Annotated in this window: 9 protein-coding genes and 1 pseudogene; 8 read left to right on the forward strand and 2 right to left on the reverse strand. The window is 59.2% G+C overall.

What is annotated here, in order from left to right; genetic code table 11:
• Positions 1–66: 66 nt before the first annotated feature.
• The 6 genes from KHO41_RS37895 (at position 67) to KHO41_RS37920 (ending at position 7,052) form a co-directional block, all read left to right on the forward strand.
• Complete coding sequence (locus tag KHO41_RS37895; protein ID WP_244874222.1) at positions 67–1,206, forward strand: CaiB/BaiF CoA transferase family protein; 1,140 nt, start codon at positions 67–69, stop codon at positions 1,204–1,206.
• 119 nt (positions 1,207–1,325) lie between these two features.
• Positions 1,326–2,492 carry an acyl-CoA dehydrogenase family protein gene (locus KHO41_RS37900; RefSeq protein ID WP_211958362.1) on the forward strand — a complete coding sequence of 389 codons (1,167 nt, stop codon included), beginning with the start codon at positions 1,326–1,328 and terminating at the stop codon, positions 2,490–2,492.
• Complete coding sequence (locus KHO41_RS37905) at positions 2,492–3,307, forward strand: enoyl-CoA hydratase/isomerase family protein (protein ID WP_211958363.1); 816 nt, start codon at positions 2,492–2,494, stop codon at positions 3,305–3,307. Before KHO41_RS37900 ends, KHO41_RS37905 begins: the two co-directional genes overlap by 1 nt.
• Before the next feature lie 42 nt (positions 3,308–3,349).
• Complete coding sequence (locus KHO41_RS37910) at positions 3,350–4,129, forward strand: SDR family NAD(P)-dependent oxidoreductase (RefSeq protein ID WP_211958364.1); 780 nt, start codon at positions 3,350–3,352, stop codon at positions 4,127–4,129.
• A gap of 237 nt (positions 4,130–4,366) precedes the next feature.
• On the forward strand, positions 4,367–6,220 hold the full coding sequence (locus KHO41_RS37915; RefSeq protein WP_211958365.1) for an acyl-CoA dehydrogenase: 1,854 nt from the start codon (positions 4,367–4,369) through the stop codon (positions 6,218–6,220).
• Between the two features lie 274 nt (positions 6,221–6,494).
• Complete coding sequence (locus KHO41_RS37920; protein ID WP_211958366.1) at positions 6,495–7,052, forward strand: DUF2889 domain-containing protein; 558 nt, start codon at positions 6,495–6,497, stop codon at positions 7,050–7,052.
• A gap of 547 nt (positions 7,053–7,599) precedes the next feature.
• Here KHO41_RS37920 and KHO41_RS37925 read toward each other — a convergent pair.
• Together KHO41_RS37925 and KHO41_RS37930 are read right to left on the reverse strand one after the other, a co-directional pair.
• Positions 7,600–7,770 (reverse strand): annotated as a pseudogene (locus KHO41_RS37925) (transposase); the annotation flags it as partial.
• A 300-nt stretch (positions 7,771–8,070) separates the two neighbouring features.
• Positions 8,071–10,062, reverse strand: coding sequence for a sigma-54-dependent Fis family transcriptional regulator (locus tag KHO41_RS37930; protein ID WP_211958367.1), 1,992 nt, complete (start codon positions 10,060–10,062; stop codon positions 8,071–8,073).
• Between the two features lie 342 nt (positions 10,063–10,404).
• Here KHO41_RS37930 and KHO41_RS37935 point away from each other — a divergent pair, with 342 nt between their 5' ends.
• Both KHO41_RS37935 and KHO41_RS37940 read left to right on the forward strand, forming a co-directional pair.
• Positions 10,405–10,854 (forward strand): lecithin retinol acyltransferase family protein, encoded by a 450-nt coding sequence (locus KHO41_RS37935; protein ID WP_376989909.1) that lies wholly within the window; start codon positions 10,405–10,407, stop codon positions 10,852–10,854.
• A gap of 401 nt (positions 10,855–11,255) precedes the next feature.
• Entirely contained in the window at positions 11,256–13,400 is a 2,145-nt protein-coding gene (locus tag KHO41_RS37940; protein WP_211958369.1) for a hydantoinase/oxoprolinase family protein, read from the forward strand.
• Position 13,401 lies beyond the last annotated feature (1 nt).

Below are 13,401 nucleotides of genomic sequence, written 5' to 3' on the forward strand. Positions count from 1 at the left end.
CATTGGACGACGGTCAAGCGCTGCCGCGGTGGAAGCCGGCCGGGCCTGGCACTCTCTGAACCGGGTATGTCAGATCAATCCGCACCAATGACAGCGCCTGCAAATGCCGGGCCCCTGGCAGGGCTGCGAGTCATTGAGATGGCTGGCCTGGGCCCTGGTCCTTTCTGCGCGATGCTGCTCGCGGACCTCGGTGCGCAGGTGCTGCGCGTCTGCCGGCCCGATCAAGATGGACACATTACCCAACTCGATACGCTCCAGCGCGGCAAGGCATCGTTGCCTCTCGACCTCAAGAAGCGGGGCGCGGCTAGCGCGCTGTTGAAGTTGGCCGAGAATGCCGATGTGCTCATCGAGGGTTACCGGCCAGGCGTTATGGAGCGTCTCGGCATTGGTCCAGAGCCTTGTCTGGCGCGAAATCCGAAACTCATTTACGGCAGGATGACAGGCTGGGGACAGGACGGGCCGCTTTCCCAGATGGCCGGCCACGATCTGAACTATATCGCAATAAGCGGCGCATTAGCTGCAATTGGATCACCTGAGGCCCCTGTTCCACCACTCAATCTTGTCGGTGATTTTGGAGGCGGGGCGCTCTACCTCGCGGTCGGAATTCTTGCGGCGCTGAGGTTTGCCGCTCTGACGGGACGGGGACAGGTCGTTGACGCAGCCATGTGCGAGGGTGCTGCGCATCTCATGACGCCGTTTTATGGCCTCTATGCGGAGGGAAATTGGCGCTTGAGTCGCGCCTCGAATTTTGCCGATGGCGGAGCCCATTTCTACGGCGTCTATCAGACCGCTGATAGTCTCTGGGTTAGCATCGGCGCGATCGAGCGCCCCTTCTACACTACGCTGGTAGAAGGACTGGGCCTCACCGATCAGTTACCCGTGGGCGAGCAGTGGAACGAGGCGCGATGGCCATCCGATCGCATTCTGGTTGCCGAGGCGATTGGCCGTCGAACGATGCGCGAACTGCACACTCTTTTCGACGGGAAGGACGCTTGTCTCATGCCAGTCTTGGATCTTGCAGCCGCGCCAGCGCATCGTCACATGCGCGCCCGGCATTCCTTTGTCAAGGTCGATGGCGTCCTGCAGCCCGCTCCCGCGCCGCGCTTTAGTGCCACACCGAATCCTTTACCGAAATCGGCAAAGGAGATGCCATCGGGACTGGCGCTGGCCGCCAGCTGGGGACTCGTCCTGGATGATCTGGTGTAGGGAGATGACCCGCTAGGCACTGTTCTGTGTCCTGCGGACGAATTTTGGCACGAACCCCAACCGTTGCCATGGACCTCCGGACGTCGACGTTCGGTTACGCAAAAACAGGAGAGGAGATTATGGGACTCGATACCGAATACACCGAAACGCAGCGGGCGATCGCCCGTTTTGTCGAAAGTCTCGCCAGCCGTTACGGGCGGAAATATATCCGCGATCTCGTCAGCAGCGGTGCGACTTTTCCCCATGCGATGTGGAACGACATTGCCCAGGCTGGATATCTCGGCATGGCCATCCCGGAGGAATTCGGTGGTACGGCGATGTCCTACGATGACGTGCGTGTCTTCTTCACGGAGATGGGCCGTCATGGCCTAATCACCCTCCATTTCGTTAGTTACTTCATGGACTGCCTTCTGGTAGGAGCTGGCAACCAGGCCATGAAGGAACGGTATCTGCCAAAACTCGCTGCTGGCGAATATTGGAGCTTTGCGATTACTGAGCCTTCTGCCGGTACGAACAGCTTTCGAATCAGTACGAGCGCAGTGCGCGAAGGCTCAAACTATCGAATCAACGGCCAGAAGGTCTTTATCACAGGCTTCGCGGAATCGCAAAAGCTTGTACTCGTCACCAAGACTGACGTGAAAGGAACGGGCCCGCGGAAGGAGGCCTTCACCCTGTTCGTCATCGATCGCAACGCTCCAGGCATTACGTGCACGCCCATGAACATGGGAACACATTCGCCCGAGAGCCAGTACATCGTTTTCTTTGAAGATGTCGTCGTTCCTGAGGAAAACCGTATCGGCGCCGAAGGGGCCGGGCTGGAGATTCTGTTCAATGCTCTCAACCTCGAGCGAATCGTAATCGCGGCGCTGGCGCTCGGACTGGGCGAACATGTCTTTGCCAAGGGTGTTGCCTACGCCAAGGATAGAGTCGTGTTCGGCGAGGCGATCGGCAGTCATCAGGCGGTCCAGCACATGCTAGCAAGGGCGTTCGTCAAGCTGCGGCTGGCAAACCTCGCGAACCGGGAAGCGGCCATCGCGTTTGACCGTGGTAACGATTCACGCACAGTAGGCATGTACGCGAATATGGCCAAGTTGGCCTGTACCGAGGCTGCCTTCGAGGCGGGCGATGCCGCGTTCCAAGTGCATGGCGGGGCTGGAATTACCGACGAATGCGATGTGGCCGCCATTCTGCCGATGATCAGGACGTTGCGTGTCGCGCCGATCAACAATGAGATGACCCTCAACTATCTGGGCGAAAAGTGCCTGGGCCTGCCGAAGAGCTACTGATGTCAAAATCAGATCCCGTCATCGTCGAGCGTATCACACTCGGCATTCCCGGCACTGCGCTTGGTTTGGTTACGTTGAATCGGCCAGCGCAAAAGAACCCGATCGACTGGGGAATGATCGGCGCGCTTCAATCAGCGATGAACAAGTTCGCGGCCGATGACGCTGTGCGCGCGGTAGCGATCATCGGGGCCGGCGACGCGTTCAGTGCTGGGGGCGACCTAAAGAAATACATCGAGCTTCAGCGCAACGCACAGGACTTCCGATCGTTTCTCGACGACCTGCATGCGCTGTTTAATTACATCCAGTTCGATTTGGCCAAGCCCGTCATGGCGCTAATCAACGGTGTGACCGCCGCTGGAGGGCTTGAACTTGCGCTAGCTTGCGACGTCGTTTATGCGGCCGCTGATGCGCGCATCGGTGATGGTCACCTGAATTTTGGACAGATGGGTGGGGGCGGCGTACTCACTCGTCTGCCAAGGAGGGTCCTTCAGAATTTTGGCCGTGAAGTGCTGTTCACCGGCGCGTTCCTTCCGCCAGAACCATGGATGCATGCCGGTCTGGTCAATCGTATTCTGCCTGATCGTTGTGGGCTTATCGCAGCTGCAGTCTCCTTTGCTGAGGCTGTTGCAGTGAAAAGCCCGCTAGCGGTGGCCAATGTGAAGAAGACATTGAACCAGATTCGTGAAGTTCCCTTTAAGGAGGCGATCGCTCACGAGATTGAGGTTACTCACAAGTATTGTCTGACGAGCCACGATGCACCGGAGGGGCTGAGCGCTTTCGCTGAGAAGCGTCGCCCTCAATTCCTGGGCCGTTGACCGAAACTTTCCTATTTCTCCTTGATAATGAGTGGAAACGTGATGATGGAAGAGCTATTTAGCGTACGGGGCCGCATTGCACTGGTGACTGGAGCGTCCTCAGGGATTGGTCTCCACGTTGCCGGGCTTCTGGCCCGAGCGGGTGCCCAAGTAGTGCTTGCGGCCCGTCGGTTGCAAGCCGTTCAAACAGCCGCTGCCGAAATCGTCGAACAATGCGGGGATGCCAATGCTGCGCATGGCATCCATATCGACCTCAACGACCTGGAGACAATCCCGGTCGCCTTCGATGAGATCGAGCGAGTGTATGGAGGACCACCCAGCATATTGGTAAACAATGCCGGGATCATCAACTTCGCCAAATTCCTGGACCATGACGATGAAGCGGTGGCTCGTATCTTTGACACAAATCTGAATGGTAGCTTTGCCGTCGCCCGCGAAGCCGCGCGTCGCATGGTCGAGGCGGGCGGTGGAACGATTATCAACGTAGCTTCCACCGCCGGGCTACGCACGCCCGGCTATCTGTCGGCATACGCGGTTTCAAAGGCCGGGTTGATACAGCTCACGCAAGTAATGGCCCTGGAACTCGCGCACAAAAATATCCGGGTAAATGCGCTATGTCCCGGAAATTTCCTCACCGAGATGCATCAGGTGTTCGCAGAACGCAAGATTGATGATGGCATCGTGAAACGGATACCACAGCGGCGCTTGGGAAATCCGGACGATCTTGACGGTCCTATTCTTTTGCTCGCGTCGGACGCAGGCCGCTACATGACTGGTGCCGTGATAAAGGTCGACGGTGGACAGACACTGAGCTGGCTTTAGACGCGATGCCCACGGGGCGTGGCCAAACTCGTTAGCCCGCGGCTTGTCGAGCGTGATGACTGCCACGGTCGCGGACCTGACGAACCTGGCCATCTAGGAGACCGTGTTCAAGAAGCTGGACGAAGTGATGAGGCCGGATGTGCGATCCTGGCCTCCAACATCACGACGCTGGACCTGAACCGGATCCCGGCGTTCACGGGCCGAAGCCGTTACGGAATTTAACAACTGAATACTGCCATGTCGCTCATACTTTCCCGCCGTGACCTGAGCTTCATCCTGTACGAGTGGCTCCAGGTCGAGCAGCTGACGGGGATTGACCGTTATGCGGATCATTCGCGTGAGACGTTCGACGCAGTGCTGGACACGTGCGAGCGGATGGCCACAGAGTTGTTCGCCACGCACAACAAGAAGAACGACCAGTACGAGCCGCACGTTGATGGGGAAAAGGTGACCGTCATTCCCGAGGTCAAAGCCGCCCTAGACGCCTTCTGCAATGCTGGATTGATGGCGGCAGGGCAGGACTACGAGCTGGGCGGTATGCAGCTGCCTCTGGTGGTCGAGAAGGCCGGTTTCGCTTGGTTCAAGGCCGCCAACGTGGGCACCAGCGCCTATCCCTTCCTGACCATCGGCAATGCCAACCTGCTGCTGGCGCACGGCACGCCGGCCCAGATCGATACCTTCGTCAGACCGGAGATGGAAGGCCGCTTCTTCGGCACCATGTGCCTATCCGAACCGCAGGCGGGGTCATCGCTGTCAGATATCACTACGCGTGCTGAGTACGAAAGCGAATCGTCGCTGGGCCAACGGTTCCGTCTGCGCGGGAACAAGATGTGGATATCGGGCGGGGAGCATGAACTGTGCGAGAACATTGTCCATCTTGTGCTGGCCAAAATTCCCGGGCCGGACGGCAAGCTGATCCCAGGCGTTAAGGGCATCTCGCTGTTCATCGTGCCGAAATTCCTCGTCAACGAGGATGGTTCGCTGGGTGAGCACAACGACGTAGTGCTCGCCGGCTTGAACCACAAGATGGGCTACCGCGGCACCACGAACTGCCTGCTCAACTTTGGCGAGGGCATGAAGTACCGGCCAGGCGGCAAGGTCGGCGCGATCGGCTACTTGGTGGGCGAACCAGGCAAGGGGTTGGCCTGCATGTTTCATATGATGAACGAGGCCCGCATCGGCGTGGGGCTGGGAGCCGCAGTGCTTGGCTACACTGGGTACCTGCATGCCCTGGATTACGCGCGCAGTCGACCTCAAGGTCGAGCCACCGGTCCCGGCGGTAAGGACGCGGCCAGCTCGCAAGTGAAGCTGGTGGAGCACGCCGATATCCGCCGCATGCTACTGGCGCAGAAGAGCTACGTCGAGGGCGCACTGGCGTTGAACCTGTACTGCACCCGCCTGGTAGACGAACAGCGTGCCGCGGCGGACAGCGGCGAACGCGATCGTCTGACACTGCTACTTGACATCCTGACTCCCGTCGCCAAGAGCTGGCCGTCACAATGGTGCCTGGAAGCCAATAGCTTGGCGATCCAGGTGCACGGTGGTTATGGCTATACCCGCGAGTACAACGTCGAGCAGTTCTACCGCGATAACCGCCTTAACCCGATACACGAGGGCACGCACGGCATCCAGGGGCTGGACCTACTCGGTCGCAAGGTGGTGATGCACGACGGCTTCGCATTCTCCCTGCTGCGCGAACGCGTGGAAAGAACCTGCGATCGTGCCCGGAACGCGGGCGATGCAGATCTGTCGAGATACGCGCTGGCGCTGACGCTGTCGGTCTCGAGGCTGGCTGATGTCACGAGGCAGTTGTGGGCTGCCGGTGACGTCAACGTGACGCTGGCCAATGCCTCGGTCTATCTGGAAGCCTTTGGTCATGTGGTGCTGGCCTGGATTTGGCTGGAGCAGGCGTTGTTAGCCCAACAGGCATTGTATTGCGCCGGCAGCGACGCTGATGCGGAGTTCTACCACGGCAAGCTCGCAGCCGTCGGCTATTTTTTCCGTTGGGAACTTCCCAAGACTGGTCCGCAGTTCGATCTGCTGGCATCGCTGGATCGGACTACGCTGGACATGCAGGACAATTGGTTCTGATTGCGTGCCTTGCCCATACTGGAAGAGCGACCGTATACGCGCACGGTTCAACAACTATTCAACCTCATGGAGCACTGCGCTGGTTGCCGGACGCTCGCCGCAGTGTGGCTGGCCGCGCTCGAAAAGCTGAGTCGAATCTACCAAGCGCGGTACGGAACTTGGGCACGAGCCCGCTTGGATAGCGTCGGCTGGGTCGTCGGCGCTACGCTCGAAATGTGCTTCCGTTCGACTGCTACAGCACTGTTGCTGGATCATTCCACAAAGGAGTCCGTCAATGTCGTTTACAACGCCCCAACCTCGTCGCCATGTTCATACGCGCACCGTGAGGTGCGAAGGCTACAAGCGCGACGACGGCCTATGGGACATCGAGGGAAGGGTGACCGATCAAAAGCCGTTTCAGTATACCGAGCCGATACGGGGCCTGCGTGCGGCCGAGTCCGAGTCGCACCACATGAGAATCAGATTGACCGTTGACAATGACATGGTAGTTCATGCGATTGAGGTTGACATGCCTTCAACGCCGTACCTCTCTTGCAGTGAAGCGATTTCAAACTATCAGGCATTGGTTGGAAAGCGCATCGACCGTACCTGGCGTGAATCAGTAAAGTCTGCTGTCGGCGCGGAGCGAGGCTGCACACACGCTCGCGAGTTGCTGTTCCCTCTAGCAACCACCGCGTTTCAGACCGTATTTGGTTGGCAAGAAGGCGACGCGCGAAACAGCCACATGTTCGAGGCCACGGAAAAGCCAGCGTTCATAGGCCATTGCGTGGGCTGGGCGGTCGGTGGACCTCAGGTCGCTCGCTTCTACCCGCAGTTCGCGAAGCCGAAGTAACAAGAGTGCTGGCGAGACCGTCCGGGCTCCTTGAGGAGGGACCCGTGGTCTCCTCGCCGTACACTGGGCCAGACTCGAGCAGGTGGTCTCATTGCGGGTTGATCATCGGCTGTACGCCCATAGTTGCTGTTGCCGATCGTTAATTCGGCCAATCGTGACCACTAATTCCGCCAATGGTCATCGAGCTATCTGAATGATCCATAAGCGTGAAGAGTAATAAAGATGGGTCTTCCGCAATTTTTGTGACGACGGCGAATTTGCGTCGAGGACCGAATGCCATTCCCATTGAGGATGGCGATGGTATAGTTTCACTTTCGTGAAAGTTGTTCGAAATCCGTGAAGAGTAATAAAGATGGGTCTTGCGCAATTTGTGTGACAACGGCGAATTCGCGTCGAGGACCCTTCCCGTCCTCTTTCCCGCCCGACTACCACTATTCTTCTTACTGACAAACGTAAGCGAGTCCGCCAGCCTCGCCGTGGCCACACGAACTCACGCGCCTGCGATGGCAACCGGACTGGCGGGTCCTGTAGAACAAAGCCAGCCGGTTTAGTTTGGCTTCAACACCCGCAGCCGCAGAAGCTCGATATCTGCGCGGCCATACATTTGGCGCTTGAGAAGCTTGAGCCGGTTGACATGACCCTCGGTCTGGCCATTGCTCCATGGCAACTTGAATGCGGCCCGCACAGCCGGTAAGTCGGAGCTCAGGCTTTGCGCGAACCGACAACCTATGTTGCCGGCAGGTGAGGGGGCGTCATCGGTGATTTCCCTGCCGAGTTGATGCGATGGGGGGACTGGGATGAAGTTTCGCGATCAGGAAAGGTGTGACAAGAACGTGAGCATCAGTTGACCGATGTTCGCGATGCTTTACTGAAGATGGGGGACGGCCCCTCGAAGTCGGCTTGTGGAAGATCCGCGATTACTTCACGACACGCCGCGCTTTGGCACCACCAAGGCAAGCACAGCGCTGCTGGACCAGTTGTCGTAAGCGACCGCGCTCCAAGAGATCGGCGCGCGGCTTTACGAATTGCCTGGCTGGTCGCGCATCCCGGCTAGCTTGACGTAGAGCGTGCTCCTCGAAATTCCCAGCGTGCGAGCGGCCATGGACATATTTCCATGGGAATTCGCAATTGCATTAAGAATTGCTTGTCGCTCCATTTCGTCAAGTCTCCCGGACGAGAGGGCCATCGATTTCGAGGGAGGGATGGCAAGTGAGTTCTTCACCATCGATGCGATGGCCGGAGGCAGTTGCGAGCTGTCGATCGTATCGCCTTCACAGAGCGCAAACATAACTTCGAAGGCATTCTGGAGTTCACGAATGTTCCCCGGCCAACGATAGCTCAAAAGGGCCTGGTGCACAGCCGGATCCAGTTGCTTGGGGCCACAGCCATACTTGCGCGCAAGTTTGTTGTTGAGATGCTGGACGATTGCATCGATGTCGCCAGGCCGGTCGCGCAGCGCGGGCAGTTGCAGCGTGACCGCACAAAGGCGGTGGTATAGGTCTTCGCGGAAACGTCTGGCTGTGATTTCACCCTGCATATCGCGGTTGGTGGCCGCAATGACACGCACCGAGACGCGCCGCTCGCGGGTATCGCCGAGTCGCACCACAATGCCATCCTGCAACACGCGTAGCAAGTGCGGCTGCATATCTAATGGCATCTCGCCAATTTCATCCAGGAACAGTGTGCCGCCCTCCGCTTGCTCGAACTTGCCGGGAAGGCCGCCACGACGCGCCCCAGTAAAGGCGCCATCGACATAACCAAAAAGTTCGCTGGCCAGGAGTTCTCGGCTCAGGGCCCCGCAATTGACGGCAACAAATGGCCCCAGACTGCGATGACTGGCCTGATGTAGCGCTCGGGCGAAGAGCTCCTTACCGGCTCCGGTCTCGCCCAGAAGCAGCACAGGCAGATCGAGCGGCGCGAGGCGGCGGGCGCGGGCCTTGGTGGCTTGCAATATCTCACTCTGACCAATAATGTCGCCGAACGCATCGCTCTCAGCCGATGGTGTCCAAGCCGCCGGCAACGATATGGCGGGTCGGTTCTGGCGTGCCGTGAGCGGTATCACAAGCATCGTGCCAAGCGTACCTTCATGATCCTTTACCGGATGTAGCCATTCGGGGCATAACCACTGTGGGCGTTGGCAGGTCCGGTCGATATCCGCGAGTGCCAGATTCAGGCCTGGTAGCTGAGTGCCGATTCCCTGCGGCAAGTTCACGCCATGCATCTCGAGCGCGAGAGGCGCATTCCCGTTGGCGCGAATAACCCGTCCCCGGGCGTCGACGAGTACAACGTAGTCGTTGGCGTAACGGATAAAACTGTCAATGGCTTTCGTAAGCAGGCGCTCATGCAGAGCACCGTCGCGGCGAGCCAATTCCCCCTCTATCTGCTTGGCCGCTGCCAGCACAAGACCCAGTGTGTGGCCATGAAGCGTTTCCTTGACACCAGAGACGTCCACCACGCCCAGCAAGGCGCCACTGAGAGGATCAATGATCGGCGCCGCTGCACAGGTCCAGCGCTTGACGTCCAGGCAGAAATGCTCGTTGGCATGGATCTGAACTGGGGTTCGGGTCGCGATCGCGGTACCGATGGCATTGGTGCCGATGACTTCCTCATTCCAGCAGCCGCCGGCGGCCAGGTTGATCCCTTCACCTGCGCTGCGGACTCCGCTCCCTCCGTCGATGCGCAAAATGGTACCGCCTGCGTCACAAAGCATGATCAGCGTCCCGCATTCCTGCAGGACATCGCGCAAGCCCTCGAGAGCCGGACGCGCGGCATCGCAAAAGTCCCGGTTCTGACGCTGCAACCGGCGAATGCGATCGGAGGCCGCCCCCGGTGCGGAGTGCCTGGCAGGGTCGACGGCCTCAGAACGACTCCGCTGCCACGACGCCAGGACGACGCTGCGCACGCCCGCCACGTCCAGAGACGGGTCTTGCACAAAACGCTCCCAAGCCGAGGCGACGAGAGGTTCATCGCCGATGCGGGGAATCAAGGTGCCGCAACGTGAAAACGGCATGGGATGGTCAGGGTTAATTGGCTCGAGTAACCGTAGCCCCATGCCACAGCCAAGTCAACAAATCTCTTTTAAATCAGTAATTTGTGCCCTGCAACAATGGCAAGGCAGGGTGTCCGGAAATCGGACACCCTATTTTGACTGACCGGAATTCGAACAGGCAAAGCGCGGGTGTCGGACGTGCAGGATCGAAGAGGGCGCAGCCCTCTGGGAATCCCTCTTCCTTGCGGTGGTGGCACGCCGTATGCGGTCCGGTTGTACGACGGACAGCGGAACGCGGTGATGGCCATGAAAGATGCAACGAGGTCAGGACGCCAGGTTGGCGAACCAATCGCTAAAGTGGGCATGACCATCGGTAGCCATCTCGTTGCCGAGCGATTTGGCTATACGCATCACGGTGTTTATGCGGGAGACGGGAGGGTAGTGCATTACGCAGGACTGTCGCGGTCGCTGCATCGAGGCCCAGTGCAGGAGGTCACGCTCGCTGAGTTTGCACATGGGCACGCCGTCTGGGTCAGGCAAAGCCCGGACGCCAGGTTCGAGGGCCCCGAAGCGGTTCGCCGCGCCTACTCGCGACTCGGCGAGGACCGATACCAGCTGTTCGCCAACAATTGCGAGCACTTCTGTATGTGGTGTCTGTATGGCGAGAGCCGCAGTGATCAGATCGATGGTTGGAAGTTCCTGATTGATGTAGTCGGCGTGGCGGTCAAAGCGATCGGGTGGCTCATGATGGCGCCTTTGATGCAACCATCCATCAAACGAAAAATTTCCCAACAACAGTTTCACCTACGATGACCACCGTTCGTTCGCCTCGTAGTGAAAGGCGATTGTGAACGGCATGCCCTACGGATTACCGGATCACGTCGTTGACAGCTAAGGCCAGAGCCTTGGCGAGGTCGCGGAGCACCGCTCGGGCATCGACGCGTTCTTCGCCAGCCCACCAATACCGCATCGATAGCGCAAGCCCGCCAGTAGGCGTCCGATTCCCAGACACCCGCGTGCGCAGTCGTCGAATATCCGGACACCGAGTCCGGACACCATGCGACTAGCGGTGCAACCAAACAGTGCTTTCAACTCATTGATTTCCTTCACATAGCCAGCCTTTCTGGCTGGATCTGGGCCACCTTGGCATGAGCCTTGCCATGCATTGGCCGTGGGGAGATCCCACTACGACGACACCAATGACAGGAGGCAATATGCAACCGCAGTCCACCGTACAGGTGATGGGCATCGATGCTGGTGGCACGATGACCGACACATTCTTCGTGCGCTCGGATGGCCGTTTCGTGGTCGGCAAGGCGCAAAGCAATCCCGGCGATGAATCCCTTGCCATCTATAACTCGTCCGAAGATGCGCTCGCACACTGGGACCGGACAGTGGATGACGTTTATCCGGAACTGGTGACCTGCGTCTATTCCGGTACGGCCATGCTCAATCGCATCCTGATGCGCAAAGGCCTTGATGTTGGCCTGATTTGCAATCGAGGCTTCGAGCAGATCCATTCGATGGGGCGCGCGCTGCAGAGCTACTTGGGTTATGCCCTGGAAGACCGCATTCACCTGAATACGCATCGCTACGATGAGCCCCTGGTGCCCGTTTCACGCACCCGTGGTGTCACCGAGCGCACCGACGTGCAAGGGAAGGTAGTCATCCCGCTGCGGGAAGACGAAGTCCGCCAGTCCACCCGCGAACTGGTGGAGGCCGGCTCGCAAGCCATCGTCATTTGCCTGCTGCAATCCCACAAGAACGAATCGAGCGAGCAACGCGCCCGGGACATCGTGCGTGAGGAACTGAAGAGGCTGAAGGCAGATATTCCCGTCTTCGCCTCGGTGGACTACTATCCGTCGCGCAAGGAAAGCCACCGGATGAACACCACCATCCTGGAGGCCTATGGCGCAGAGCCGTCGCGCCAGACGCTGAAGAAGGTCAGCGACCGCTTCAGGAAGCACGGAGCCAAGTTCGATCTGCGCGTGATGGCGACCCATGGCGGCACCATCAGCTGGAAAGCCAAGGAACTCGCACGAACCATTGTCTCCGGCCCAATTGGCGGCGTGATCGGCTCTAAGCTGCTCGGTGAGGCCCTGGGAGACGAGAACATCGCGTGCTCCGATATTGGCGGCACCAGCTTCGACGTGGCGTTGATCACCAAGGGCAACTTCGCCATCAAGTCTGACCCGGACATGGCTCGTCTGGTCCTCTCGCTGCCCCTGGTAGCCATGGACTCGGTCGGCGCGGGCGCCGGCAGCTTCGTGCGTTTGGATCCCTACAGCAAGTCCATCAAGCTTGGCCCGGACTCTGCTGGCTATCGCGTCGGCACCTGCTGGCCGGAAAGCGGTCTCGACACCGTTTCGGTTTCCGACTGCCACGTGGTGCTGGGCTACCTGAATCCGGACAACTTTCTCGGTGGCGCCATCAAGCTCGATGTGGAACGCGCCCGCCAGCATATCAAGGCGCAGATCGCCGATCCGCTCGGCCTGTCGGTGGAAGATGCCGCGGCCGGCGTCATCGAGTTGCTGGACCTGACGCTGTCCGAATACCTGCGCGCCAATATCAGCGCCAAGGGCTACAACCCGGCGGAGTTCACGTGCTTCTCCTATGGTGGCGCCGGCCCCGTGCATACCTACGGTTATACGGAGGGGGTAGGTTTCAAGGACGTGGTCGTGCCCGCCTGGGCGGCTGGCTTCTCGGCCTTCGGCTGTGCCTGCGCCGACTTCGAATATCGCTATGACAAGTCGGTCGACGTCGGTGTCGCACAACTCGCGCCGGACGGCGATAAGGCTGCCGCCTGCAAGACCTTGCAGGAAGCCTGGTCCGAATTGGCCATCAAGGTTATCGACGAGTTTGTCCTCAACGGCTACAAGCCCGAAGACGTGCTGCTGATCCCCGGCTACAAGATGCAGTACATGGGCCAACTGAACGACCTTGAAATCGTATCGCCGGTGACCAGTGCTGCCACCGCAGCCGACTGGGACAAGATCGTCGAGGCCTTCGAGACCACCTATGGCCGGGTGTACGCCAGTTCCGCGCGCTCGCCGGAACTGGGCTTCTCGATCACCGGCGCGATCCTGCGCGGCACCGTCGTTACCCAGAAGCCGGTACTGCCGGAAGACCCGGATGCGGGCCCATTGCCGCCCAAGGAAGCCTATCTCGGCACCCGCCCCTTCTATCGCCACAAGAAGTGGGTGGATGCCGCACTGTGGAAGATGGAAGCGCTCAAGGCAGGCAACCACATTGTGGGCCCCGCCATCATCGAATCCGATGCCACGACCTTTGTGGTACCGGATGGCTTCGAGACGACGGTCGACAAGCACCGCCTGTTCCACCTCAAAGAAGTGAGGTAAG

Origin of the sequence: Cupriavidus numazuensis (genome assembly GCF_905397435.1) — a bacterium.
Taxonomy (GTDB): Bacteria; Pseudomonadota; Gammaproteobacteria; order Burkholderiales; family Burkholderiaceae; genus Cupriavidus; species Cupriavidus numazuensis.

Bases quoted from the DNA above. Each gene is read 5' to 3' on its own strand.
- KHO41_RS37895 (WP_244874222.1), top strand. From the start codon at position 67: ATGTCAGATCAATCCGCACCAATGACAGCGCCTGCAAATGCCGGGCCC.
- KHO41_RS37940 (WP_211958369.1), top strand. From the start codon at position 11,256: ATGCAACCGCAGTCCACCGTACAGGTGATGGGCATCGATGCTGGTGGC.
- KHO41_RS37900 (WP_211958362.1), top strand. From the start codon at position 1,326: ATGGGACTCGATACCGAATACACCGAAACGCAGCGGGCGATCGCCCGT.
- KHO41_RS37905 (WP_211958363.1), top strand. From the start codon at position 2,492: ATGTCAAAATCAGATCCCGTCATCGTCGAGCGTATCACACTCGGCATT.
- KHO41_RS37930 (WP_211958367.1), bottom strand. From the start codon at position 10,062: ATGCCGTTTTCACGTTGCGGCACCTTGATTCCCCGCATCGGCGATGAA.
- KHO41_RS37935 (WP_376989909.1), top strand. From the start codon at position 10,405: ATGACCATCGGTAGCCATCTCGTTGCCGAGCGATTTGGCTATACGCAT.
- KHO41_RS37915 (WP_211958365.1), top strand. From the start codon at position 4,367: ATGTCGCTCATACTTTCCCGCCGTGACCTGAGCTTCATCCTGTACGAG.
- KHO41_RS37920 (WP_211958366.1), top strand. From the start codon at position 6,495: ATGTCGTTTACAACGCCCCAACCTCGTCGCCATGTTCATACGCGCACC.
- KHO41_RS37910 (WP_211958364.1), top strand. From the start codon at position 3,350: ATGATGGAAGAGCTATTTAGCGTACGGGGCCGCATTGCACTGGTGACT.